Here is a 25,780-nt window from a genome sequence, read left to right as displayed (position 1 = left end):
AGTAGTGCGGGGCACGTGAAACCCCGTATGAATCCGGCAGGACCATCTGCCAAGGCTAAATACTCCCTGGCGACCGATAGTGAAGCAGTACCGTGAGGGAAAGGTGAAAAGCACCCCGGAAGGGGAGTGAAATAGATCCTGAAACCGTGTGCTTACAAGAAGTCAGAGCCCAATTGAGGGGTGATGGCGTGCCTTTTGTAGAATGAACCGGCGAGTTACGTTCCCGTGCAAGGTTAAGGTGAAGAGCTGAAGCCGCAGCGAAAGCGAGTCTGAATAGGGCGAATGAGTACGTGGACGTAGACCCGAAACCGGGTGATCTACCCCTGTCCAGGGTGAAGGTGCGGTAACACGCACTGGAGGCCCGAACCCACGCATGTTGAAAAATGCGGGGATGAGGTGGGGGTAGCGGAGAAATTCCAATCGAACCCGGAGATAGCTGGTTCTCCCCGAAATAGCTTTAGGGCTAGCCTCGGAAAATAGAGTCGTGGAGGTAGAGCACTGATTGGGTGCGGGGCCCGCAAGGGTTACCAAGCTCAGTCAAACTCCGAATGCCATAGACTTACTTCCGGGAGTCAGACAGTGAGTGCTAAGATCCATTGTCAAAAGGGAAACAGCCCAGACCATCAGCTAAGGTCCCCAAGTGTGTGTTAAGTGGGAAAGGATGTGGAGTTGCACAGACAACCAGGATGTTGGCTTAGAAGCAGCCACCATTGAAAGAGTGCGTAATAGCTCACTGGTCGAGTGACTCTGCGCCGAAAATGTAACGGGGCTAAACACACCACCGAAGCTATGGCTTGATGCTTGCATCAGGGGTAGGGGAGCGTTGAATGCGGGTTGAAGGTGTACCGGAAGGAGCGCTGGACTGCATTCAAGTGAGAATGCCGGTATGAGTAACGAAAAGATCTGTGAGAATCAGATCCGCCGAAAGCCTAAGGGTTCCTGAGGAAGGTTCGTCCGCTCAGGGTAAGTCGGGACCTAAGGCGAGGCCGATAGGCGTAGTCGAAGGACAACAGGTGGAAATTCCTGTACCATCGTAATCCGTTATGAGCGATGGGGTGACGCAGTAGGGTAGTGACGCGGACTGATGGATGTCCGTCCAAGCAGTGAGGCTGGTGTGTAGGCAAATCCGCACATCGATAAGGCTGGGCTGTGATGGGGAGCGAAAATTACAGTAGCGAAGGTCATGATCTCAGACTGCCAAGAAAAGCCTCTAGCCAGGAGAAGGTGCCCGTACCGCAAACCGACACAGGTAGGCGAGAAGAGAATTCTAAGGCGCGCGGAAGAACTCTCGTTAAGGAACTCGGCAAAATGACCCCGTAACTTCGGGAGAAGGGGTGCCTCGGTAGGGTGAATAGCCCGAGGGGGCCGCAGTGAAAAGGCCCAAGCGACTGTTTAGCAAAAACACAGGTCTGTGCGAAGCCGCAAGGCGAAGTATACGGGCTGACGCCTGCCCGGTGCTGGAAGGTTAAGGGGAGTGGTAAGCCTTCGGGCGAAGCTATGAACCGAAGCCCCAGTAAACGGCGGCCGTAACTATAACGGTCCTAAGGTAGCGAAATTCCTTGTCAGGTAAATTCTGACCCGCACGAATGGCGTAACGACTTGGGCGCTGTCTCAACGAGAGATCCGGTGAAATTTTAATACCTGTGAAGATGCAGGTTACCCGCGACAAGACGGAAAGACCCCATGGAGCTTTACTGCAGCTTGATATTGAATTTGGGTACGATCTGTACAGGATAGGTGGGAGCCGTCGAGCCTTGAGCGCCAGCTTGAGGGGAGGCATCCTTGGGATACCACCCTGATCGTATCTAGGTTCTAACTTGGTACCGTAAGCCGGTACGAGGACAGTGTCAGGTGGGCAGTTTGACTGGGGCGGTCGCCTCCTAAAGAGTAACGGAGGCGCCCCAAGGTTCCCTCAGAATGGTTGGAAATCATTCGAAGAGTGCAAAGGCAGAAGGGAGCTTGACTGCGAGACCTACAAGTCGAGCAGGGACGAAAGTCGGGCTTAGTGATCCGGTGGTACCGCATGGAAGGGCCATCGCTCAACGGATAAAAGCTACCCTGGGGATAACAGGCTTATCTCCCCCAAGAGTCCACATCGACGGGGAGGTTTGGCACCTCGATGTCGGCTCATCGCATCCTGGGGCTGAAGTAGGTCCCAAGGGTTGGGCTGTTCGCCCATTAAAGCGGTACGCGAGCTGGGTTCAGAACGTCGTGAGACAGTTCGGTCCCTATCTGTCGTGGGCGTAGGAAATTTGAGAGGAGCTGTCCTTAGTACGAGAGGACCGGGATGGACGTACCGCTGGTGTACCAGTTGTTTCGCCAGAAGCACAGCTGGGTAGCTATGTACGGAAGGGATAAGCGCTGAAAGCATCTAAGCGTGAAGCCCCCCTCAAGATGAGATTTCCCAATTAGTAAGACCCCTTGAAGACGACGAGGTAGATAGGTTGGGGGTGGAAGTGCAGTAATGCATGGAGCTGACCAATACTAATCGGTCGAGGGCTTATCCTAAAGATAAGACGCAATGGAGTTTCGGATCCAGTTTTCAGGGTGTAACACCTTGAAGGTATGTAGAACTACATACGAAAAACGCATTGAAATTCATTCACACGATAGGTGATGAACCGAGTTTCAATACGGAAGAATTTGCGAAGCAAATTCATGTTTGGTGGCGATAGCGGAGGGGTTCCACACGTACCCATCCCGAACACGACCGTTAAGCCCTCCAGCGCCGATGGTACTTGGACCGCAGGGTCCTGGGAGAGTAGGACGTTGCCAAGCAACAAACGAAGAGAACCATGATCTCAATGAGATTATGGTTCTCTTTTTGTATATACATACATTTTAAAAATGTCCTTACAAAAGGAAGGTAACATTTTTGTTACGGAATGTAAGAGTAAACCCTGTATAATAGGTATTGAATCCCATATATACACGCTGCATTATTGCAGAATTATGCAACTTCCTATGGTGGAATTTGTATAATCAATCATGCTGGTAAGGAGGGAAGATCATGCGGCGAAATAAATGGCTTGCTCTATTGGTGCTATTCAGTGTCGCTGTCGCGATTCTTACCGGGTGCGTGGAAGAGGAGCCTTCTTGGACATCGTTTGAGGGAGCAGCCAACGAGAAGACATTTCCGGTTCCCAAAGAAGCCAGCAAAACGGATCGGGCCAGCAGCAACTCGGATATGGACTATGTCCGCTATGCACTGCCAGCGTTGAAGGAAAGCGATAGCTTACCTGCTCCTTATTTGGAGGAGATTGCGGCTTGGGGCTGGACGGAGGAACCGAATTTATCCACTTCTAATCAGAGAGTGTTTCAGAAAAATAAGCACATGGTGCATTTGTCTGTACATGATGGCTCTTTTACTGTATTGGTTCCGAAGGATGGAAAGACTGCTGTAAAGAGCAAAAGTGTAGACCTTAATTAGTGAGGTCGCGATATCAACAAGGGTGCAAGGGCATGCAGCACAAAATATGTTGTATGTCATTGTTAACTCAAATCATGCGGGTAGAATGCTGTGTATAATACTGAATGAAGAGATTAGATAAGGGAGCACTCAAAACTGCTGTTGAAGTAGCGGAGTGGCTTCCTTTCATATATTTATGTATAGGTAAAAAGGAGCAACCTCGACAGGATTGCTCCTTTTTTTGGTACAGATGATTGAAGATAGTCAGACCGGATCTGAGCTTTCTATCTGTGTGGATAGATGCATGGCAAGACTTACTGTTGATAATAGGAGGCATCTTCATCAGTAAACTTCAACATGCCGTCCTTTCTCTCGCCTGTAAGCCGGCTTAGAATGTATAGACGCGGTGCAATAAGCCAGAGATGCCAGAAGAGTAAGGATACAGTAAAGGCTGGTGGAGACCAGAGTATAAATACAGCTGACAAGCAAATTCCGATCCAGAGTGTATGTATGTGCACACGACGAAAGATACTGTAGCCTATGTATTGGTCTGTCATATATCCCAGCCAAGGCAGTTTGCGGTGGAATGTCCAGCGTTTGCGGAAAGCTGTTCCGCGGCCTATGAATAGTACAGATCGCGAAATGACGAAGTGTACCCATAAGGTCAAGAAAAAGGCGAGGGCAAACAAGAAAATGCTGGTCCAGGAAAAGGCAACAAGCAAAAAAAGAAGCATAATGACAGGCAATGAGATGTGGCTCCATATCAGCTGACGCGGTATACTGATTTTTTTAATGAGCTTATAGTGATAGTAGGTAGCTTTGGTTCCGGTTTCCTCTGTCATGCAAACAGTCCTTTCATTAATCTACTGCATCACAAGTGGCTTCCCGCCCACAGCCGGATAGAGGGACGGTACTTCGCTCATGCCGCTTTAACAAGCATCAAATCGTTTTTGCAAAAGTACAGAATGATTGGCATCTAGCGTTAGCTAACCTATTCTATAATTTGAGGGAAGGCTATCGCTAATGAAGTGTACAAGGCTCCCATGAAAGGGTATCCATACTTAGGAGCTTTTCTTATTATATCGGCATAGGCGGCAGTTTTTTTAAACATACGGCGTACAAACACCATAAGGGCCCAGAGGGAATATATATAGAGTATATCGTCGAGCTGGGCTATGAAAAGGTTTAAAATAGTAGAAAGTGCCCCATACTAATAGTAAAAGAAACAAGGTGGGATGGATATGCATGATCAAAACGGCCACCGCTGCATTATATGCGGCCAACACAAGCATGAAGGCATTTTTATCGTTTCCGAGTTTATCTGCGATGCGTGTGAAGTAGAAATGGTGCATACGGATGCAACAGACGCCAAATATCATTTTTTTATTGATCAACTTAAGCAAATCTGGGTTCAGAAAAATGCATAATATCCTTTGTCAGCTAGTCTTTAGAGGATTGGCATTCCAAGGCCTGTCGATACGGGCCTTTTTTCTGTGAGTAAAAGTAGGATTCTGCTTGATTTTACGATAAAATAGGGTTGATATAAAGCTTTGTTTCGGAAGGATTGCAGAAGGATGGGAAAAAAGGCGGGACATGCACCACTAATGGAAGCCCTCATACGCTATCGCGATAAGGAAAATGCTTCTTTTCATGTACCGGGTCACAAAAATGGGCAAGTATATGAGCATGAAGATATCGCGTCTCTGCTACAAGAGGTGATGTCGATTGATGCGACGGAAATTACGGGACTGGATGATTTGCACCACCCAGAAGACGTAATTCGTGAAGGACAAGAGCTGGCTGCGAAGTGTTTTGGTGCAGAGGAGAGCTTTTGGCTGGTTGGGGGGAGTACAGTCGGTAATTTGGCTATGATTCTGACTGTATGTACAAGGCCGGGAGATATACTGCTGGTACAGCGAAATGTACACAAGTCTGTCCTAAATGGTCTTATGCTGTCAGGGGCTGCTGCGGTGTTCCTGGAGCCTGAAATAGATACGCTCAGCGGGCTGGCGGTTGCTCCGTCGACGGATACGGTAAAGGCCGCGCTGAAGGCCTATCCCTCGGCTAAAGGGGTACTGCTTACGCTACCTAATTACTACGGGATGGGGTATGATCTGAAGACAACGGCTAAAGTCTGCCATGCAGCCCATGTGCCGCTATTGGTAGATGAGGCACACGGCGCTCATTATGGATTGCATTCTCGTTTGCCAGCCTCTGCTCTCTCCTGTGGGGCTGATATAGTTGTTCAGTCGACACATAAAATGCTCCCAGCTATGACCATGGGGGCCATGCTGCATGTGCAGGGAGAGCGAGTCCAGCGAGAGTTGCTCCGTCAGCGGCTGGCTATGGTGCAGAGCTCCAGCCCCTCGTATCCGTTAATGGCCTCGCTGGATTTGGCAAGATGGCATATTGATGTTCATGGCGAGGAAGCCTTTACGAAGGGCTTGGCAGCGGTGGATGCTTTTAGAAAGGGTTTGGAGCAGCTTCCACGCTTTCGCTTGGTAGAGCCTACACGGCAAGCAAAACGTGGGGAAGAAGCTCATAAGGACAGCTCTGAGGGCTTAGAAGGGGAGAGGACTAGCGAGTATTCAACCCAGGACCCATTTAAAATAGTATTGTACGATACGCTGGGTGTATTGGATGGCTTTGGACTAAAGCATGAGTTGGAGACTTACGGGTGTATTCCGGAGATGAGTGACGAAAAGCACGTTGTTTTACTGTTTACGTTAGGCTCTACGGCCAGAGATGCGAGTCACCTGTTGCAGGCGCTTGTGCATATAAATGATGATATAAGGTTTAAGAAGGCGGCTGGTGAGCCGGGTTCCATGGAGCTGGAGCAGCATGGGCTAGATTATGATTTTTCCACGTGGAACAATGATCGTATGACGGCTTACTCTAATCCGGTGGAGTTCGGACTTCAACCGATTAGCCCGGAACAGATAGAGGTCGTGCCTGTAGAGGACTCGGCTGGCAGGATAGCTGCGGAAATGATTATCCCGTATCCTCCAGGTATTCCGCTGCTATATGCAGGAGAGAAGATCACGGAGGCGAACGCTCTGCGGATGGGACGGTTACGTGAGCTGGGAGCCAAGTGGCAGGGAGTAGCAGATGAAAGCATGCTTACGATTCGGGTATTCCGTTTAGAATAAAGATTAGGTACGAGAGACTCAACAAATACAGAAGGCTGAATAAAAGAAGCATACGAGCCTGTGGGTGACTTTTATTTTTTCAGGCTGGAAAGCAGGGAATGACATGAATCGCAAAGGCATTTTTATTACGCTGGAGGGGGGAGACGGCTCCGGTAAAACAACTATGATCCAACGACTGGCGAAGTTTATGGAGGAGGAAGGCCATCCTGTCATCACGACGAGGGAGCCGGGTGGCATCGAAATTTCTGAGAAGATTCGCTCTATCATTTTGGACCCGGCCCATACCAGTATGGATGCCCGGACAGAAGCGCTTTTATATGCGGCAGCTCGGCGCCAGCATTTGGTGGAGAAGGTAAAGCCGGCTATTGAACAGGGAGCTATCGTATTGTGCGATCGTTTTGTGGATAGCAGCTTGGTCTATCAAGGATTTGCAAGAGGAATCGGGATAGATGAGGTTGCAACAATTAATCGTTTTGCGGTCGATGATTGGGAGCCGGATGCCACTTTTTATCTGGATATCGAACCCGAGTTGGGATTAGCGAGAATTAATGCGTCACGGGGAGAGGGAATGGATCGCCTCGATATGGAGAGCATATCGTTTCACCATAAGGTGAGAGATGCCTATCTGGAGCTTGCTCGTAAATTTCCGGAGCGAATTACGATTGTCGATGCATCTCCTGCACCGGAGCAGGTAGAGCAAGTATTAAAGGATTTGCTGAAAAAGCGATTTATTCAGAATTTTAACGTGTAATTGTCGAAGGATATACGGTAAAATTGAGCTAGGGACAAGGTTGTCCCAAATATGGCTTGAAGGAGGAGTACAGGATGAAGCTGATTATTGCGATTGTACAGGATAAGGATAGTAACAGATTATCCAGCGGACTGGTGAAAGCTAATTTCCGTGCTACGAAATTGGCGAGCACAGGGGGATTTCTGCGTGCAGGTAATACGACGTTTATGATCGGTGTCGATGACAATCAGGTGGACTCGTTGATGAATGTCATTCGCAGCAGTTGCAAGGTTCGTGAACAGCTGGTCACACCCGTTACTCCTATGAGCGGGACGACAGACTCCTATCTGCCGTTGCCTGTTGAAGTACAAGTGGGCGGAGCTACGGTGTTCGTGATGCCTGTAGACCGTTTCGAGCATTTCTGAATCTACACAATAGAACCTATTCTGCCGATATGATAGGGAAAATGCATGTTTCTTGCTCACATGATGGGAGTGAGGGCAGATCCACTAAAACGGCAGCGCCAAAGCGCAGTCCCCGGAAAGCCGATGGGACCCCTAAGTTCCGGATTGAACTGTTGAAGAGGGGGAAAGTGGAAGCATCCGGGGAGAAAGCAGGTTTATATGAAAATAAATCCGGGCTATCGCCCTTTACAAAGTACGTTGTCTACAAATGAAATGAGCACGAAGCCGATTCAGCCCAAGAGTTTTTCCGATGTTATGCAGCAAAATGGGGAGCAGGCTTCGCAGCAGGAATTGAATCGGCGCTTCAAGGAAATTCAAATGCAGGGAGATCGTCTTGCACGCTCAATGACGATTCGTGAGCTGAAGGCTTACAAGATGCTGGTCAAACGGTTTTTGGAGGATACAGTTCGGCGAGGCGTATCCATGAAGGATACGAAGGGCTGGGATCGGCGCGGGCGCAGCAAGCGTTACAAGCTGATCGATGAAGTGGATGAGATATTGCTCAAGATGGCGGATGAGCTGCTCGACACCGAACAGGGCAAGATTGAGCTTTTGCAAGGAGTCGGTGAAATAAGAGGGCTGCTGATTAATCTCTCTTTTTAATGCAGGGTTATGATATAAATGAATACAACGGGCTGTCGCCACGAAGGAATAATCTGCTTGCTGATCATGCTGGCAGATTATTTTTGACTATGTGGTGCATGTGGGCAGACGTGAAAGTGAGGAATTATGTCTTTCCAACATATAATGGGACAGGATATAGCCAAAAAAATGCTGCAAAGCGCGCTACGGAATCACACGGTCAACCATGCCTATGTTTTTAGCGGCCCGCCGGGAAGCGGGCAGATGAAAATGGCGCAGACCTTTGCCAAGGCTTTATTTTGTGAACAACGGACGGATGATGCATGTGGAGAGTGTTTGTCATGTCGTAAGGTAGAACACGGGAATCACCCGGATTTGCATATTGTAGAGCCAGATGGAGCTACGATTAAAATTGACCAGATTCGTGGGCTTCAGCGTATATTTTCTTACAGATCAGAAAGCTCCAATCCGAAGGTATATATCATCCAGCGGGCGGACACCATGACAGTGCAGGCTGCAAACAGCCTACTTAAATTTCTGGAGGAGCCCCAGTTACCCGTGGTTGGCATACTCATTTCTGAAAATGGACAAGCTTTATTGCCTACGATCCAATCACGGACGCAGATAGTTCCTTTTCATGCTTTGCATCCGGAAGTGATGATGCAGGAGTTGATTGGGGAAGGCTATACGGCAGGGCTTGTTCGGTCGGTGGTTTATATTGCTTCGGGACTGGAATCATGTAGAGAAATTCTCCAGCAGAATTGGTTTGCAGAAATTAGAAACGTAGTGTTACAATTAGTGAAGGAGTCCATGAGCCGGGGGAACTCGTCCATTATTCTGGCTCAACAGAAGATTTTTAAAACTGGACTTTCTGAACACCTGGATATTCTGTTTCATCTGTTTCATTTGTGGTTTAAAGATATGCTTCATTTCCGTTACGGAAGGCACGAAAGCATTGTTTTCATAGATCATTTGGAGTCTGTCTCCAAATTGGCAATCACCCGCAGCACGGAACAATGGGTCTCTTATATGGATTTGGCCGCGACTTGCAGGAAAAAGCTCCGTTTTAACGTCAATGGGCAATTATGCGTGGAGCAGCTTCTGATTGGGTTGTCCGATACAAGCGGTTCTATCACCGGCTAACAGGAAGGCGCGCTTGTTCCACTCTGCACAATCCGCGACGCCAGGTTCCCGGTTTGTGCGACAGTGAGACTTCAATTGCGGCCATTCGTACAATGTCGGCTTCAAATGAGGTTTAGTGGCATACAAGGGGGTTAATTTTTGTATAGTGTAGTGGGTGTCCGTTTCAAAAAGGCGGGCAAGACTTATTATTTTGATCCGCTGGATCTTCCGGTGGAGAAAGAAAACTGCGTCATTGTAGAAACCGCACGCGGTATTGAATATGGCAAGGTTGTGGTGGGCAAAAAAGAGGTAAATGACTCGGATGTTGTCCTGCCTTTAAAAAAAGTCATTCGTATTGCCGGAGATGATGATGCTCTTGTTGTAGAAGAGAATAAATTGGCGGCCAAGGATGCCTTCGGTACGTGTTTAAATAAAATTAAAGACCATGGCCTTAAAATGAAGCTGGTGGATGTGGAATTTACATTTGACCGCAATAAGATCATTTTTTATTTTACGGCAGAAGGTCGGGTTGATTTTCGAGAACTTGTAAAGGATTTGGCCAGTATCTTTCGTACACGGATTGAGCTGCGGCAGATCGGGGTACGGGATGAGGCTAAAATGCTCGGCGGGATCGGACCATGTGGACGTATTCTGTGCTGTTCCTCATGGCTGGGAGATTTTGACCCGGTATCTATCAAGATGGCGAAGGATCAGAGCTTGTCGCTGAATCCGACGAAGATTTCCGGGTTGTGCGGAAGATTGATGTGCTGTCTCAAGTTCGAACATGATAACTACGAGAGCATGAAGGAAGAGCTACCTCAAGTGGGTAAGATGGTGATCACCTCTTTGGGGGAAGGTAAGGTTGTAGGCGTAAATGCAGGTCATCGTACGGTGCATGTTCAATTGTTTGAGATCAGCAAGGTCAAGGAACTTCCAATGGACGATGTAGTCGTCAAGTAAACCATTAGGTTGCTTCGGGGTGGAAACTTGGATAAATTAAATGTTTTTGCGCGTATTCACGAAATGGAAACCCAAATGGGACAGTTGTATAGCGATCTGGGTGAATTGAAACTGGCAGTAAAAGAGCTGCTGGAGGAAAATCAACGACTAACGATTGAAAACGAACAGGTGCGCAAGATGCTCAAGCGTGAAACCTCTGGAGAAGAAAAGCCGGCAAGCAAACCGAAGCTTTCTCCTCCGATCGTCATTAAAGATGAAGAGGGAACAGGCGAGGTCGTGGGCGAAGGCTACGACAATCTGGCACGGCTGTATCATGAAGGATTTCATATATGCAACGTGTATTACGGACATTTGCGAACAGAAGGCGATTGCCTCTTCTGTCTGTCATTTTTGAATAAATAAAAACAAGCCGTAGGAGTAAGATGCCTACGGCTTTTTTGTAAGGAAGTAAGAGTGATTCTGGTTAAAAAAGATGGGAGATCACACATGTACGAAAATGAAAAGAAGTCCGAACGGATTGACGATCTGCTTTCACATCATCTGCGTATTATTCAAAGTGATGAGGTATTCAGCTTCTCAATGGATGCAGTTCTGCTGGCACGGTTTGCCGGTATCCCGCAGCGTGGAAAGATTTTGGATCTGTGTACAGGCAATGGGGTTGTTCCTTTGCTGCTTACGACACGAACCAAAGCGGCTATTGAGGGAATTGAGATTCAGCCACGTCTCGCGGATATGGCTAGACGCAGTGTCAGCCTGAATGGATTGGAGGACACAATTCAGATTCGGGAAGGGGATCTGCGCGAGCTGGTCCAAATTACGGGACACGGTGCTTATGATGCGATTACCGTGAATCCCCCCTATATGCCGTTAAACGGCAGCGATTTGAAGGTGAACCCTCATCAGGCCATCGCGCGTCATGAAGTTAGCTGTACATTGGAAGAAGTTATTCAAGCGTGTACCCGACTCGTCCGCAACGGGGGAAAAGTGTCCATGGTTCATCGCCCGCAGCGGTTGGGTGAAATTATATCTCTGATGCGTGCCCACAGTCTGGAACCGAAGCGGATTCGTTTTGTTCACCCACGGGCCCATATGGAGGCCAATATGGTACTGATCGAAGCGCTGCGTGATGGTAAGCCGGAGGTTCGCTTATTGCCCCCGCTCATTGTTTATCAGGAGAATGGGGATTATACTCAGGAAATAAGGGATATCTATGGGGAAGTAAGCAAGGAGGATTCAGTGTGAAAGCAGCTGTACAAAAAAGCTTTAGTGCCAGCCAGGAAGAACGGGGCAAGCTGTACCTCGTTGCAACACCGATTGGGAATTTGGACGATATGACCTTTAGGGCGATTAACACTTTAAAATCGTGCAGTATTATAGCTGCAGAGGACACCCGGCAGACACGCAAATTACTGACACATTTTGATATCACGCCGGAAATGCTCTTCAGTTATCATGAGCATAATAAGGTTGCCAGTGGGCCTGAGTTAATACGGTATATAATAGAAGGAAAAAATTTAGCACTGGTCAGCGATGCCGGTTTACCAGCCATTTCAGACCCTGGTGCAGATTTGGTCAAGCTGGCCCTGGAAGCAGAAATTAGCGTCATTCCTATTCCAGGGGCGAATGCGGCATTATCGGCTTTGATTGCCTCTGGGCTGGATACAGAAAGGTTCACCTTCGCTGGATTTCCACCACGGGAGAAAAAGGATCTGGAGAGGCTGCTGCAATCGTTTCAGGTATCTCACGGCACGATTCTTTTTTATGAATCTCCACATCGTATTGTGAAGACACTGACGGTATTAAAGGAAACATTGGGATCACGTAAAGTGGTGCTTGCGCGTGAGCTGACCAAGCTGCATGAGGAATGGGTGCGGGGAACGGTTGAGCAATGCCTTGCTAAACTGGAGGAGTATCCGCCGATTGGTGAATATTGTCTGGTAGTTGAGGGAAAAAACGAAGCGGAAGAGGAGCAGGAGCGTCAAGCATGGTGGCAGACCTTATCCTTGGAGGCTCACGTTGCTCATTACGAGGCAGAGGGTCTTACACGCAAGGATGCGATGAAGCGTACAGCCGCGGATCGCTCCATTTCCAAGAGAGATGTTTACAACGCACTGCTGTGAATACTTGTCCGGACAAAAAAGGGCCTTCCAACGGTTGGGTTCAAACCGTGGAAGGCAACAAGGAGTATATATGAAAAAGGTTAGAATTAACAATCTTTGATAAGTCTATTATATACTAAAATTCTCAGTTTGTCACAGGTGTTGGGATTTCAGAAATGCAATCTTGGCAAACAATTTTTCCTTTGAAGTAAATTACGTTCTCAGCATTGCCGCAGAAGATACAAGCAGGCTCGTATTTTTTAAGCATGATGCGCTCGCCATCAACATAAATTTCCAAGGCGTCTTTCTCTCCGATTCCCAGAGTACGGCGCAATTCGATTGGAATAACAACACGTCCGAGCTCATCAACTTTTCTTACAATACCAGTGGATTTCATCATAATAAATCAGGCTCCTCTCGCCAATTAAAATAATATAAGTGTCATGATTCGACAAAATTTTCTCTTTTCTGATAATTACTATACCAACGATTCCCAAAACAGTCAACCTAAAAAAAGTAGTAACAGGCTGATTATGCAAAAATATTTTGATTAAAGAGCTTGATACGTGTCTATTACCTTATTTTTCAGATGATTTATCACTTTTGTCGATTTGGAAATGCATAAAAACTATAATTCGACATATTACGACAAATGATGTCGAATGAGGGAAACGATTTAGGATTTTAATGTATTTTAATCCATTATTCCGAAAATTAAAGGAGTTGATATCTTGCACCAGCCACTTAGTGAAGAAAAAGTTTTTAAAGACCCGGTACATAACTATATCCATGTTCAGGATACAGCGATATGGCGGTTGATTAACACGCCGGAGTTCCAACGGTTACGCCGTATCCGGCAGCTGGGCACATCTTATCTTACGTTTCATGGAGCGGAGCATAGTCGCTTTTCACATTCATTAGGCGTATATGAAATTACGAGACGTATTATTTCCCAATTTGAACGCGGGGATTTTCCCGATTGGCCAAAGGAGGAAAGGCTGGTTGCTCTGTGCGCCGCTTTGCTGCATGATGTGGGACACGGTCCATTTTCCCATTCCATAGAAGAAGCCTTTCATATGAACCATGAGGACTGGACGTGTCGCATTGTACTGGGGGATACGAAGATCAACGCCGTGCTGCGGCAGGTCGATGAGGAGCTTCCACAAAAGGTGGCTGCGGTCATTGCCAAAACGTATGACAAGCCAATCGTTGTCAATTTGGTAACCAGTCCGCTGGATGCCGATCGTATGGATTATCTGCTGCGGGATGCTCATTCGACAGGTGTCAACTACGGCACCATTGACTTGGATCGTATTTTGCGGTTGCTGCGTCCACATAATGGGAGAATCGTCGTAAAGGAGTCTGGCATGCATGCGGTAGAGGATTATTTGATGTCACGCTATCAGATGTATTGGCAAATTTATTTTCATCCTGTAACACGCAGCTCGGAAATCCTTTTGCGCAAAATTTTTAAGCGGGCGAAGGAATTGTTTAAAAACGGATATGAGTTTGGTTTTCTGTTGGACCCGCTTCCGGACCTTCTGAAGGGAGACCTTACAGTAGAACAATATCTGATGCTCGACGAGTCTCTGATTCAGACGGTATTTGGCCAGTGGAAACGAGAAAAGGACGACATTTTAAGCGATCTGAGCACTCGTTTTATGGATCGTAAATTGTATAAATATGTAGAGATTGATAATATGGATACAGATACCATTGACAGTATTCGAGGAGCTTTGGCTGAAGCTGGTCTGCACCCGGAATATGATCTTGAAATTGATTTTCCAACCGATCTTCCTTATGATGTGTTTCGGAAGGGTGGCTCGACGGACAATCAGATTCTACTGCTTGGACGTCAGGGTGAGGTGAGAGAGATTTCTGAAGTTTCGGAAATTGTGCGCTCAATTAGTGGCATTCACCGAGGGAAATATCATATGTATTATCCCCAAAATAAATTGAATGGGGTAAAAGACAGGCTTCCTGCCGAAATAAGGAATTATTTTGTCAAACAATAGACAACTGTATAACAATGAAAGTAAAAAAAGGAGATCAGTAACTTGGAATTATTCGACACTCATACTCACTTGGATGCGCCGCAATTTGACGAAGACCGTGAAGAAGTTATAGCGCGTGCTGTCGAATCGGGAGTAACCCGGATGATTAATATCGGATTTAATCGTGAGACGATTCCATCCACGATGAAATTGGCCGAGACGTATGATTTTATGTATGCGGCAGTCGGATGGCATCCTGTAGATGCCATTACGATGCAGGAGGGCGACCTGGAGTGGATTGCATCGTTATGCAGTCACAAAAAAGTTGTAGCCATCGGGGAGATTGGTCTGGATTACTATTGGGATACATCACCGAAGGATGTACAGCACCGGGTACTTCGGAATCAAATTGGTCTGGCTCGGGAGCTGAATATGCCCATTGTTGTCCATAACCGGGATGCGCATGAAGATATTATTAAGATTTTACGCGAGGAAAAAGCGAGCGAGGTTGGCGGAGTCATGCACTCCTTCTCCGGAAGCTGGGAGACAGCTAAAATGGTGCTGGATATGGGCTTTCACCTTTCCTTCGGTGGGCCAATTACGTTCAAAAATGCAAAGCAGCCCAAAGAGGTGCTTGCACAGGTTCCGATGGATCGTCTGCTCATTGAAACGGACGCACCTTATCTGACACCTCATCCATTTCGTGGAAAACGAAATGAGGCTGCACATGTGAGACTGGTGGCAGAGGCTGCCGCCCAAATCAAGGGGATCACAGTGGAGGAATTGGTGTCCATAACGACCCAAAATGCCTTGGAACGATTTGACATCAGATGAGAAAGAGAAGAAACCAACCAAAATAATGAGATAGACGGAGCTAATCATGAATTTGTTGCAGGAAACTCGAGAATATTACAATATTTTAACCGAATATTTTGGAAAATGTACTTGAAACCCGCTTTACAACATGCATAGAAACAGGATATCATCTTTTCAGTGAATTGTTGATTTAATGTAAACTCCAACAAGTCATTTCATGAACCAGTCTCGCTGAGTCCCTTTTACAGGGAACGGGGGAACCGGTATGGCTTACTGCAAGTCCGTCAAGCCATATTTCGATTTCTTTCTGGGTCTTCGGGGTGAATGTGAAGGCGACCGCCATGAGCGGTTGACCCAAGCTAGGGCGACTCTCTACGTCCGAACCCGACAGCTAACCCCGTAAGCGTAAACAAGAGAGAAGCCATCTCGTGCATGATTTTTCCGCATATTCACTACATGCTGGAAGCCACGAAAGAGCTCTCTAGTCTCTTTCTCTGGCTTTTTTTGTTTGTGAATAAAAGAAAATCTGTCATCATACTGTGGTTAAACAGGGGAGGACAGCATGCCGCGAAGACGGGTACATGGTGCAGGACAGTCGCATTACGGGCTTGTCTTGTAGAAAATCTGTTATAGTCACGTCAAATCTCAACTATGTCTTACTCTAGACGGCGGGCTATGTAAGGAGGACGGAGGAAATGGGCATTTTCCAAAAAGAGGAGACCCATGAGTCACGCTCATCCAGCATGTCTTACGTATTACGTTGGAAGAAGGAAAATGTGCGCCAGGCTGCTTTGGTCGCTATTTTTCTAATTGCACTAACGATTATGATTTCAATTCTGGTGTACACTCAATCCAAGAAACAGGTCTTTTTTGTCATCAATGGTAAGGCATCTGCGGTAGAAACCCGGGAATCCAAGCTCCAGGATTTGCTCAATGAGCATTCCATCTCACTGCAGCCGCATGATACGATTTCTATGCCGCTGAACGGAGCCATACAGGATGGGGATCGCGTAATCATCAAACGTGCCAATCAAGTTAAAGTGACCTCAGGCAATGAGACGAAAAAGCTGTACACAACAGAAAATACAGTAGAGGGTGCCATTCGCACTTCGGGCTATAAATTATCGTCAAATGACAAGGTTTACCCTGCGCTCGATGCTTCTGTTTCGTCTAACATGGACATAAAAATCGTCCGCGTGAAGAAACAGCAGGTCGAACAGAAGAAACAGGTGCCTTATCAGGTCATCAAAACGTCCGATCCGAGTCTCTATAAGGGCGATAATCGGGTCCTCCAAAGCGGTAAATCAGGTGTTGTCGTCCAGCACGTTCAGAAGGTATACCATGACGGAAAATTGGTATCCAAGCAGCTGGTCAACAAGGAAGTTGCACAGAAGCGTGTGGATAAGATAATTGCGGTAGGAACGAAGAAAAAACCGGTCGTTCTGGCTGCTTCTGTCAGTCCGGAAGATGCCGTTAAGGCAACTCGGGTGAGTTCGGGCAATGCTGTCCGTAAAGCTGGTGTAGATTTTAAATACAGTAAAGTATTGCAGAACGTATCCATGACGGCGTATTCCTCACAGGAGCCGGGTATTGGTACACGTACGGCTTCCGGTACACGTGTCACGGAAGGACGGACCATCGCTGTCGATCCAAGCATCATTCCAATCGGTTGGTGGGTGTACATTGAAGGGGTGGGCTTCCGCCGTGCGGAGGATACCGGTGGCGCCATTAAAGGCCACAAAATCGATGTGTATTATGAGAGTTTGAGCCGGGCTAACCAATTTGGTCGCAAGCACGGTAAAACCGTATATGTAATCGGACCGGTAAAGCCTGAAATCAACTAAAACGGCTTGTGTATGTTCAGGGCAATGCGATAGTATTAACATCATAGTTATGCCATGCTAAGAAGAGGATATCCTCTTCTTATTTTGTTTTCAAAAGCAGGGAAAGATAAATATAGCATGCTGTGTAGCAGTGGAGGGAAACGTAAAATGATCAAGGAAGTGATCGTGGTCGAGGGTCGGGATGATACAGTGGCTATTCGTCGTGCTGTTGAAGCGGACACAATAGAAACTGGCGGCTCTGCCATTAATAAAATGACGCTGCGCAAAATTGCATTGGCGCAGGAGCGGCGGGGTGTCATTATTTTGACTGATCCCGATCATGCAGGAGAGCGCATCCGCAAAATTATCGCCTCCAAGGTACCCGGCTGCAAGCAGGCCTTTATACCCGAGGCGGAAGCGACGCGTAAAGGAGATATTGGGGTGGAGAATGCTTCACCAGAGGCCATCAGACACGCTCTCGCACGAGTACATACGACGGTGGAAGGAGCCGATCCACTGATTGAGTGGGCGGATTTGATTGACGCCGGACTGATCACCCACCCAAATGCTGCTGCACGCCGTATGGCGCTCGGCAATATACTGGGTATTGGCTATTGCAACGGAAAGCAGCTGCATAAACGGCTCGCTGTATTTCAGATCAGCCGTGAGGAATTCGCCAGTGCGCTGGCGCAAATCGAAAGTGAAGGATTGTGATATCCGTATGACAGGGATTCAAGATATAGCAACACCGCGCCGTACGAAGGAAATTATTCAACGGCACGGTTTTTCGTTCAAAAAGAGTTTGGGACAAAATTTTCTGATTGATCAAAATATTCTGAACAAGATCGTGAGTGCTGCCGGATTGGATGACACCAAGGGTGCACTTGAGATCGGTCCCGGAATTGGTGCTTTGACCGAAAAGCTGGCACAATCGGCCAAGGTCGTAACTGCTGTTGAGATTGATCAGCGGCTGCTGCCTATTCTCGAGGAAGTGCTGGCTCCTTACGAGCATGTGAAGGTGCGTCACGGGGATGTGTTAAAGCTGGATTTGCAAGAGGTGTTCGCCTCTGATTTTGCAGGGGTCAGTAAAGTGAGCGTGGTGGCTAATCTGCCGTACTACGTTACTACACCGATTCTGATGAGGCTGCTGGAGGACAAGCTTCCTCTGGAGAATATCGTGGTCATGATCCAAAAGGAAGTGGCTGAGCGTATGGCTGCGTCTCCAGGTACGAAGGATTATGGCAGCCTGAGCATTGCAGTGCAATATTATAGCGAGCCTGAGTTGGTCTGCATCGTACCGAATACGGTGTTCATTCCCCAGCCGAATGTAGAATCGGCAGTGATTCGTCTGCGTGTGCGAGAAACCCCTCCGGTGGAGGTGGTGGATGAGAAGCACTTTTTTGAGGTCATTCATGCCGCTTTTGCCCAGCGCCGCAAAACGATCTCCAATAACTTGAAAAGCCGCTTCTTCACCAAAGAGAACAGGGACGCGCTGGAGCCGTTGTTGCAGCAGGCTGGTATTGAACCTTCCCGTCGGGGAGAAACGCTAAGCATTGAGGAATTTGCGCGTCTCAGCGCTGTACTGCTGGAAGCCGGGATTTCCTAAGCTGTAACCAAACTGTGCATTCACCCATACGATATAGGAGGGGTGATACAGTGTGATGATTTTAGGAGACTTGGTCGTTCGAAAATCGTATGGCGGAGATGTCACGTTTCGCGTTGAGGACATCCAGCGGGATAAAGCGATCATCAAGGGGACGGAATTTCGGCTGCTGGCCGATTCCCCTGTGAACGATCTGGTCAAGGTGCCTGCGGAACAGATTAGCGGTAAGACTCGGCAGGCCCATATTAAGGCTGGAGAGTCTCTTAATCTGCTGCAGCAGGCGAGACAGCGCCAAGCTGCCCGCAGTCAGGCGGCTCTGATTGGGGAGTGGAGTGATCCGGTAGAGTCGACATACTTTGAAATGCCCGGTAAGGTGCTTCATCTGGATGGAGACCCTGGCTACTTGAAAAAATGTCTCAGCCTATATGAGCAGCTCCGTGTTCCCGCAGAGGGGCATCACGTTCACGAATCGGCGATGGCCGACACGTTGTACCGGCTGCTTCCCCGCATCCGTCCGGATATCGTAGTTATTACTGGACATGACGGTGTATTGAAGCAGCCGCAGCCTTATGACTTGTACAGTCTGAAAAGCTACAAAAATTCGCAAAATTTTGTGGCGGCGATTCAGGTAGCGAGACAGTATGAACGTCATCTGGATTCACTGACGATTGTAGCGGGGGCGTGCCAGTCCCATTTTGAGGCACTGCTGCGTGCAGGAGCGAATTTCGCCAGTTCACCGGGGCGAATCCTGATTCATGCGCTGGACCCGGTTTACGTGGCTGCCAAGGCGGCCTTTACGTCAATCCGTGATACGGTCAACATGGGAGATCTGTTCCATCAGACGATCAGTGGCAGCCGTGGAGTGGGTGGTATCGAAACTCGGGGAAGTTATCGCATCGGCCTGCCCAAGCTTGAAAATTTGTCGACCCTTAAAGTAACGCCTTCCGCTATCTAGGGTTTGAACGTGTTAATGCTGGATAAAATTTGCCTGAACAAAAGCCTCTGTATACAGGGGCTTTTTGTCATTTTTATAGGCACCGTTCCTGTTCGCAAAAATTTAAATTGACAACTTATTTTTTGTGTTGTTATAATATTTAGCTTGATTTGACAATCTCTCTAAAATTCGTTATAATGGACAAGGAAAGAGGTGGTCGTTAGGCAATGGCAAAAAATACGCTGTTGGAAATCAAACGCAGTCTCGACGCACATGTAGGGCAAAAAATTTTGCTGCGGGCTAACGGCGGACGCCGTAAGACCGTCGAACGAACTGGTGTCTTGGAAGAAACGTACCCTTCTGTTTTTATCGTCAAGCTGGATCAGGAGCAACAAACGTTTAAACGTGTCTCCTACAGCTATGCTGACATCCTTACCGAGTCGGTGGAGGTCACTGTATATGATCCCGACTCCCATACAAGTGTAGTCGAGTATTTTGAAGCACCTTAATTGGTGTTACGTAATTTATACCAGCTTTGCAGGTTTAACGGCGGCCTCGTCATTCCAAATGACGAGGCCGTTTTGTATATGTGGAACAGGATAAAGCTTGGCATCTCTGCGCATACTAAGGCGGGAATGATCTTCCTTATTCCATTGCCGAAGGAGGCGTATGCATGAGCCGAAGAAGACGGAGTGTTATGTCGGAGGAGCTAAAGTACGAGCTGGCCAAGGATCTCGGGTTTTACGACACGGTCAAGGAAGAGGGCTGGGGAGGCATCAAGGCCAAAGATGCGGGCAATATGGTCAAGCGGGCCATTCAGCTTGCGGAGCAGGCAGCTTCCCGCAAATCGTAATCATCGGTGGTGCTATGAAAAAGCGGGGATATCCGGTCTGTACCGGGTAATCTCCGCTTTTTTGAACCTCATGACTTGACACGCTGAGTCTGATATAATATGTTAAGCTGTCTTGAGGGAAAAGTTGAAGGTGGGTGAACGCCTTGAAAATATACGAAAAAGCACCGGCGAAAATTAATTTAATGCTTGATGTTTTACACAAGCGGAATGATGGATATCATGAGGTCGAAATGATCATGACTATGGTCGATCTGTCCGATCGTTTGACGATGTCCGAGTTACCGCGTGACACCATTATTATTTCAAGCCAGGCCGGGTACATACCGTTGGATGAAAAGAATTTGGCCTTTCAGGCTGCACGTCTGATTAAGGAACGTTATAACGTGTCTACGGGGGTGCATATCCATCTGGATAAGCATATCCCGGTGGCGGCAGGATTGGCGGGTGGAAGCAGTGATGCCGCTGCCGCACTGCGTGGATTAAACAAGCTGTGGAAGCTTGGCATTTCGGATGCAGAATTAAGAGTGCTGGGTGCGGAGCTGGGCTCAGATGTGCCTTTCTGTATTACAGGGGGTACAGCTTTAGCGAGCGGACGCGGAGAACTGCTTAAGCCGCTTCCGAATCCACCCCAATGCTGGGTGATTCTTGCCAAGCCGCCGATTAATGTATCGACTGCAGAAGTGTACGGACGCGTCAAAGCGGACCAGATTGCGCACCACCCGTCTGCCCGGCAGATGGAGAATGCGATCCGCAACGCTTCTTTTACCGAGGTGTGCAATGCATTGGGTAACGTACTGGAGGATGTAACGCTGAAGCTCTACCCGGAAGTGGAGCATCTCAAAAACTCCATGATCCGTTTGGGAGCAGATGGTGTACTGATGTCAGGCAGCGGACCTACGGTGTTTGGACTGGTATCGAAGGAAGCAAAAGTGCCGCGGATCTACAACGGTCTGAGAGGTTTCTGTAAAGATGTGTATGCAGTACGACTTTTGACCTGATTTTAATTATTTTTTGCCAATTATAGTGGTAATTGTTGTACAAATACGTACAAAGGTGATATATTTACTATTAAATATTCGGATTTTACTATACCACTTACATTCCGCCAGCAACCGGCCAGTCCGCCGGTGCTTTGCTGTACGAAGCGGGCGGCAGGAGAATAGATCGCGAGGAATTGTTGTGAAGAAACTTAAAAGAAGCTCACGATTGGTGGAAATGACGCAATTTTTGTTATCACGGCCGCATACGCTGGTGCCTCTTACTCATTTTGCGGATCGCTATGGGGCGGCCAAGTCATCTATAAGCGAGGATCTGGCCATTATCAAGGAAGTATTCGAGGATGAGGGCATTGGCGAGCTTCTGACGCTTGCAGGAGCGGCAGGGGGCGTCAAGCTCATCCCAAGGCTTTCCAAGGAGCACGCACTTGCGTTTGCGAACGACCTGTGTACCCAACTGGAACAGCCTGATCGCATATTGCCAGGGGGATATCTGTACCTGTCCGATTTGCTGGGCCAACCGGCGATGATGAACGAGGCTGGCAAAATATTTGCGACCGCTTTTGCGAATCGCCAGATTGATGTGGTGATGACGGTGGAGACCAAGGGGATTCCTCTCGCTTATGCAACGGGAGCGCAGCTGAATCTGCCAGTCGTTCTCGTACGGCGTGACCATCAGGTGACAGAAGGCTCGGCTGTAAGTATTAATTATGTTTCAGGCTCGCAAAAGAGCCTGCATACGATGTCTTTGTCCAGACGTGCGATGCGAGAGAAATCGCGTGTGCTCATCGTAGATGATTTTATGAAAGCGGGCGGAACGATTCAGGGAATGGTCGATTTGCTGGCCGAGTTTGACGCTGAGGTAGCCGGAGTAGGTGTGCTGGTGGAATCGGGCGAGGTTGAGAATGAAGAGCGCCTGCTGCACGATTATATTTCACTGGCTAATCTGACCGCAGTCGATTCCCGGAGCAAACAAATTACAGTCAAGCTGGGAAATTATTTTGATGACTTGGCAGGGCAGTAAATTGTCACAATCCATCATAAAATACCTAAATATGTCGAAAAGAAATCTTTTCAAAAAAATTACCTGAATTTAGGATACGAATTGTCCAAAAAAAGAAGGAATTCGAATCGCTGTGTGGAATATTACACCAAGTCCTATTTGGAAAAAGGTGGTGAAACACACATGCAGATTACGGATGTTAGACTTCGCCGAGTGAACTCAGAAGGCAGAATGAAGGCGATTGCATCCATTACGATTGATAACGAGTTTGTTGTCCATGACATCCGAGTTATCGACGGTAATAACGGAATGTTCGTAGCTATGCCAAGCAAACGAACCCCGGACGGAGAGTTTCGCGATATCGCTCACCCGATTTCTTCAGGAACCCGTGAGAAGATTCAGGCTGCTGTTTTGACTGAGTACGAACGCGCAGCTGTCGATGAAGAAGTCGCTATTGAAGAAGGCGCTTGATTCGCCTAAAGCAGGATTGGGGTACAAAAGAAAAAGAGAGCCACTAACTGTGGCTCTCTTTTCTTTTTGGCTGGAATGAGATATATTCTTTAGTGAGTTAACAGTCAGTTTTAAGGCAACTTGGAGTCATCCGGGCTGCCGAAGCGGCTTTTTCATAAGACAGGGACTGTGCAGCTATGCGTCCCGGGGATGAATGTCCAGCACAAGCTGGCCTGAAAAAATAGCCATTAACCAAAGGTTCGCCGTTATTTTTCAGGAGGATTGTGAAAAGTTAAGCAAAATCTGATCTGGGAATTAACGATTTAGCCAAGGGTAACTGTTATTTTCAGGATAGGAGGTTGGACTTGTTGGAAAGGTTGGCAGTCATTCTTGCCGCAGGGCAGGGAAAACGTATGAAATCCAAATTATATAAAGTTCTGCATCCGGTGTGCGGAAAACCGATGGTTGGCCATGTGCTCGACACGGTTCGTGAAATCGGGGTATCCCGAAGTGTAGTTGTCGTGGGTCATGGTGCAGAAGCGGTACAGTCTTACTTGGGACCATCAGCAGAATATGCGCTTCAAGCAGAGCAATTGGGAACAGGCCATGCCGTCAAGCAGGCCAAAGACTTGCTCGGTCAGGAGAAAGGTACGACCATCGTTATCTGTGGAGACACCCCGCTGATCACAGCGGAAACGCTGGAGGGCCTGGTGCAATTGCACGAAAGCCGGGGAGCGGCTGCTACGATTTTGACTGCTGAGCTGGATGACCCGAAAGGATATGGACGAGTTATCCGTGACGCCTCAGGAGCTGTGCTCAAAATCGTGGAGCAGAAGGATTGCTCACCTGAGGAGGATGCTGTTCGGGAGATCAACACGGGAACGTACTGTTTTGACAATGCCAAGCTGTTCGCAGCGCTGGACAAGGTAACGAACACCAATGCACAGCAGGAATACTACCTGACAGATGTCATTGGTATTTTGCATGGTGAAGGTGAGCAGATCGAGGCGTATCTGACAGCTGATGTATCGGAATCCATCGGTGTAAACGACAGAGTCGCTTTGTCGGTGGCTGAGGGCTATATGCGTGAACGTATCGTTCGCAAGCACATGTTGAATGGTGTCACAATCATTGATCCGTCCTCTACCTACATCGGGAGCGAGGTTGTCATTGGCTCCGATACGGTGCTGTACCCGAACACATGGCTGCATGGTCAGACGCAAATTGGCGAAGATTGTGTCATTGGGCCGCAGGCTGAGATTCAAAATACGATTGTTCATTCGGGCGCAACGGTAAAACATTCGGTGTTGAACGAAGCGGAAGTGGGAAGCAGCACGTCTGTGGGTCCGTTCGCTTATCTGCGTCCAGGTGCGAAGCTTGGCGAACATGTGAAGATCGGTGATTTTGTTGAGGTGAAGAATGCGACCATTGGGGATCATTCCAAGGTGTCTCATTTGAGCTATGTCGGTGATGCCAAGGTGGGAACAAACGTAAATATTGGCTGCGGGGCGATAACGGTCAATTATGATGGATATAATAAATCCATTACAGAAATTGAAGACGATGCCTTTATTGGCAGCAATGTGAATCTGATCGCCCCGATTAAGATTGGAAAAGGTGCTTATGTCGTAGCAGGCTCCACTGTAACACATGCTGTCCCTGATAATGATCTGGCCATTGCCAGACCACGTCAAGAGAACAAAGCCGGATATGCGGATAAAATCCGCGCGCGTGCCAAAGCGAAGAAAAAAAGATCGGAATGACCTTAATCAGCAAGCTGTTGAATCTGTAATGAATGAACCAGCACGGAGGGTTTCTATTAATGACTTATTGCGATTCCAAACTCAAAATATTTACTTGTAACTCCAATCCGAAGTTAGCCCACCAGATTGCGGACTACATCGGAATCCCGATGGGGGAATCCCATACCACATCGTTTAGTGACGGTGAAATTCAGATTAAGCTGTCGGAAAGCGTTCGCGGCTGCCATGTGTACGTTGTGCAGTCGACTTGTCTACCGGTTAACGATAATTTGATGGAGCTATTGGTTATGATTGATGCACTTAAACGCGCTTCCGCGAAAAGCATCAATGTCGTTATGCCATATTACGGTTACGCTCGTCAGGATCGTAAAGCCCGTTCGCGTGATCCGATTACGGCGAAGCTTGTCGCCAACCTGATTGAGAAGGCGGGAGCTCACCGCGTAATCAGTATGGATTTGCATGCCATGCAGATTCAGGGATTCTTTGATATTCCAGTCGATCATATGCTGGGAGCGCCAATTTTGGCCCAATATTTTCGTTCCAAGCAAATTGAGAACCCGATTGTCGTTTCACCCGATCATGGCGGGGTTGTTCGTGCGCGCAAACTGGCGGACTTCCTGAGTGCGCCGCTCGCTATTATTGATAAGCGTCGTCCAGAGCCAAATGTCAGTGAAGTCATGAATATCATCGGGAACATCGAAGGGAAAACGGCTATTTTAATTGATGATATCATTGATACAGCCGGAACGATTGTGTTGGGTGCAAATGCGCTTAAAGAGGGCGGCGTAAAAGACGTGTATGCGTGCTGTACACATGCCGTGCTGTCTGGTCCTGCGATGGAAAGACTGGAGAATTCGCCATTAAAAGAGGTGGTCGTGACGGATACCATTCCGATCGTTCACCCGAATCCGACAAGCAAGCTGAAGGTTCTGTCTGTGGCCCCGTTAATGGGAGAAGCCATCATCCGTGTGCATGAGGAATTGTCGATCAGCAAACTGTTTGAAATCGAATAAGCGCTGGCTCATTAAAAA

The 25,780-nt window shown here is 47.9% G+C and carries 26 protein-coding genes, 2 rRNA genes and 1 riboswitch (1 of these 29 cut by a window edge); of the genes, 26 read left to right on the top strand and 2 right to left on the bottom strand.

Annotated elements, in window-relative coordinates; genetic code table 11:
• From B4V02_RS25165 to B4V02_RS25155, 3 genes are all read left to right on the top strand, one after another.
• A 23S ribosomal RNA gene (locus B4V02_RS25165) occupies positions 1–2,508 on the top strand; it begins 418 nt to the left of the window's first position.
• A 153-nt stretch (positions 2,509–2,661) separates the two neighbouring features.
• A 5S ribosomal RNA gene (gene rrf, locus B4V02_RS25160) occupies positions 2,662–2,778 on the top strand.
• A 232-nt stretch (positions 2,779–3,010) separates the two neighbouring features.
• Positions 3,011–3,430, top strand: coding sequence for a hypothetical protein (locus B4V02_RS25155; protein WP_094156842.1), 420 nt, complete (start codon positions 3,011–3,013; stop codon positions 3,428–3,430).
• A 293-nt stretch (positions 3,431–3,723) separates the two neighbouring features.
• On the opposite strand, the gene B4V02_RS25150 is transcribed toward B4V02_RS25155, so the two are convergent.
• The gene (locus tag B4V02_RS25150) at positions 3,724–4,251 is read right to left on the bottom strand and encodes a hypothetical protein (protein WP_007427994.1); all 528 of its coding nucleotides are present in this window, start codon (positions 4,249–4,251) and stop codon (positions 3,724–3,726) included.
• Positions 4,252–4,650: 399 nt separating this feature from the next.
• Between B4V02_RS25150 and B4V02_RS25145 the strand changes: the two genes are divergently transcribed.
• The 10 genes from B4V02_RS25145 (at position 4,651) to rsmI (ending at position 12,536) form a co-directional block, all read left to right on the top strand.
• On the top strand, positions 4,651–4,836 hold the full coding sequence (locus tag B4V02_RS25145; RefSeq protein WP_007427995.1) for a sigma factor G inhibitor Gin: 186 nt from the start codon (positions 4,651–4,653) through the stop codon (positions 4,834–4,836).
• Between the two features lie 147 nt (positions 4,837–4,983).
• Positions 4,984–6,558, top strand: coding sequence for an aminotransferase class I/II-fold pyridoxal phosphate-dependent enzyme (locus tag B4V02_RS25140; protein ID WP_094156841.1), 1,575 nt, complete (start codon positions 4,984–4,986; stop codon positions 6,556–6,558).
• 103 nt (positions 6,559–6,661) lie between these two features.
• Positions 6,662–7,309, top strand: a complete 648-nt coding sequence (gene tmk, locus B4V02_RS25135; RefSeq protein ID WP_094157086.1) for a dTMP kinase — start codon at positions 6,662–6,664, stop codon at positions 7,307–7,309.
• A gap of 74 nt (positions 7,310–7,383) precedes the next feature.
• Positions 7,384–7,713, top strand: a complete 330-nt coding sequence (locus B4V02_RS25130; protein ID WP_007427998.1) for a cyclic-di-AMP receptor — start codon at positions 7,384–7,386, stop codon at positions 7,711–7,713.
• A 198-nt stretch (positions 7,714–7,911) separates the two neighbouring features.
• Positions 7,912–8,355 carry a YaaR family protein gene (locus B4V02_RS25125; RefSeq protein WP_094156840.1) on the top strand — a complete coding sequence of 148 codons (444 nt, stop codon included), beginning with the start codon at positions 7,912–7,914 and terminating at the stop codon, positions 8,353–8,355.
• A 126-nt stretch (positions 8,356–8,481) separates the two neighbouring features.
• The gene (holB, locus tag B4V02_RS25120) at positions 8,482–9,477 is read left to right on the top strand and encodes a DNA polymerase III subunit delta' (protein WP_094156839.1); all 996 of its coding nucleotides are present in this window, start codon (positions 8,482–8,484) and stop codon (positions 9,475–9,477) included.
• Between the two features lie 138 nt (positions 9,478–9,615).
• Entirely contained in the window at positions 9,616–10,416 is an 801-nt protein-coding gene (locus B4V02_RS25115) for a PSP1 domain-containing protein (RefSeq protein ID WP_007428001.1), read from the top strand.
• A 27-nt stretch (positions 10,417–10,443) separates the two neighbouring features.
• Positions 10,444–10,818: a DNA replication initiation control protein YabA gene (gene yabA, locus B4V02_RS25110; protein ID WP_007428002.1), complete on the top strand. Its 375-nt coding sequence runs from the start codon at positions 10,444–10,446 to the stop codon at positions 10,816–10,818.
• A gap of 84 nt (positions 10,819–10,902) precedes the next feature.
• Complete coding sequence (locus B4V02_RS25105) at positions 10,903–11,658, top strand: tRNA1(Val) (adenine(37)-N6)-methyltransferase (protein WP_094156838.1); 756 nt, start codon at positions 10,903–10,905, stop codon at positions 11,656–11,658.
• Positions 11,655–12,536, top strand: a complete 882-nt coding sequence (rsmI, locus tag B4V02_RS25100; RefSeq protein WP_094156837.1) for a 16S rRNA (cytidine(1402)-2'-O)-methyltransferase — start codon at positions 11,655–11,657, stop codon at positions 12,534–12,536. The genes B4V02_RS25105 and rsmI overlap by 4 nt, the downstream gene beginning before the upstream one ends.
• A 124-nt stretch (positions 12,537–12,660) precedes the next feature.
• Here rsmI and B4V02_RS25095 read toward each other — a convergent pair whose 3' ends face one another.
• On the bottom strand, positions 12,661–12,915 hold the full coding sequence (locus B4V02_RS25095; RefSeq protein WP_007428005.1) for an AbrB/MazE/SpoVT family DNA-binding domain-containing protein: 255 nt from the start codon (positions 12,913–12,915) through the stop codon (positions 12,661–12,663).
• A gap of 331 nt (positions 12,916–13,246) precedes the next feature.
• On the opposite strand from B4V02_RS25095, the gene B4V02_RS25090 reads away from it, so the two are divergent.
• The 13 genes from B4V02_RS25090 (at position 13,247) to B4V02_RS25030 (ending at position 25,762) form a co-directional block, all read left to right on the top strand.
• The gene (locus B4V02_RS25090) at positions 13,247–14,530 is read left to right on the top strand and encodes an HD domain-containing protein (protein ID WP_007428006.1); all 1,284 of its coding nucleotides are present in this window, start codon (positions 13,247–13,249) and stop codon (positions 14,528–14,530) included.
• 42 nt (positions 14,531–14,572) lie between these two features.
• Entirely contained in the window at positions 14,573–15,343 is a 771-nt protein-coding gene (locus tag B4V02_RS25085; protein ID WP_094156836.1) for a TatD family hydrolase, read from the top strand.
• Between the two features lie 201 nt (positions 15,344–15,544).
• A riboswitch (cyclic di-AMP (ydaO/yuaA leader) is annotated at positions 15,545–15,746 on the top strand.
• A 274-nt stretch (positions 15,747–16,020) separates the two neighbouring features.
• Positions 16,021–17,169, top strand: a complete 1,149-nt coding sequence (locus B4V02_RS25080; RefSeq protein ID WP_094156835.1) for a resuscitation-promoting factor — start codon at positions 16,021–16,023, stop codon at positions 17,167–17,169.
• Between the two features lie 147 nt (positions 17,170–17,316).
• On the top strand, positions 17,317–17,862 hold the full coding sequence (gene rnmV, locus B4V02_RS25075) for a ribonuclease M5 (protein WP_007428009.1): 546 nt from the start codon (positions 17,317–17,319) through the stop codon (positions 17,860–17,862).
• Between the two features lie 7 nt (positions 17,863–17,869).
• Complete coding sequence (gene rsmA / locus B4V02_RS25070; protein ID WP_094156834.1) at positions 17,870–18,754, top strand: 16S rRNA (adenine(1518)-N(6)/adenine(1519)-N(6))-dimethyltransferase RsmA; 885 nt, start codon at positions 17,870–17,872, stop codon at positions 18,752–18,754.
• A gap of 55 nt (positions 18,755–18,809) precedes the next feature.
• Complete coding sequence (gene yabG / locus B4V02_RS25065) at positions 18,810–19,706, top strand: sporulation peptidase YabG (protein ID WP_094156833.1); 897 nt, start codon at positions 18,810–18,812, stop codon at positions 19,704–19,706.
• Positions 19,707–19,912: 206 nt separating this feature from the next.
• Positions 19,913–20,194: a biofilm formation stimulator Veg gene (gene veg, locus B4V02_RS25060; RefSeq protein ID WP_007428012.1), complete on the top strand. Its 282-nt coding sequence runs from the start codon at positions 19,913–19,915 to the stop codon at positions 20,192–20,194.
• Between the two features lie 164 nt (positions 20,195–20,358).
• Positions 20,359–20,538, top strand: coding sequence for a small, acid-soluble spore protein, alpha/beta type (locus tag B4V02_RS25055; RefSeq protein WP_007428013.1), 180 nt, complete (start codon positions 20,359–20,361; stop codon positions 20,536–20,538).
• A gap of 143 nt (positions 20,539–20,681) precedes the next feature.
• The gene (gene ispE / locus B4V02_RS25050) at positions 20,682–21,536 is read left to right on the top strand and encodes a 4-(cytidine 5'-diphospho)-2-C-methyl-D-erythritol kinase (RefSeq protein WP_010349534.1); all 855 of its coding nucleotides are present in this window, start codon (positions 20,682–20,684) and stop codon (positions 21,534–21,536) included.
• Positions 21,537–21,717: 181 nt separating this feature from the next.
• Entirely contained in the window at positions 21,718–22,557 is an 840-nt protein-coding gene (gene purR, locus B4V02_RS25045; protein WP_094156832.1) for a pur operon repressor, read from the top strand.
• A gap of 162 nt (positions 22,558–22,719) precedes the next feature.
• The gene (gene spoVG, locus B4V02_RS25040; RefSeq protein ID WP_007428016.1) at positions 22,720–23,007 is read left to right on the top strand and encodes a septation regulator SpoVG; all 288 of its coding nucleotides are present in this window, start codon (positions 22,720–22,722) and stop codon (positions 23,005–23,007) included.
• 344 nt (positions 23,008–23,351) lie between these two features.
• Entirely contained in the window at positions 23,352–24,749 is a 1,398-nt protein-coding gene (gene glmU / locus B4V02_RS25035) for a bifunctional UDP-N-acetylglucosamine diphosphorylase/glucosamine-1-phosphate N-acetyltransferase GlmU (protein ID WP_083837519.1), read from the top strand.
• A gap of 59 nt (positions 24,750–24,808) precedes the next feature.
• Positions 24,809–25,762, top strand: a complete 954-nt coding sequence (locus B4V02_RS25030; RefSeq protein ID WP_007428018.1) for a ribose-phosphate diphosphokinase — start codon at positions 24,809–24,811, stop codon at positions 25,760–25,762.
• The last annotated feature ends 18 nt before the right edge of the window (positions 25,763–25,780 follow it).

The organism is Paenibacillus kribbensis (assembly GCF_002240415.1).
Taxonomy (GTDB): domain Bacteria; phylum Bacillota; class Bacilli; order Paenibacillales; family Paenibacillaceae; genus Paenibacillus; species Paenibacillus kribbensis.
This window is presented reverse-complemented; position numbering and strand designations above follow the sequence as displayed.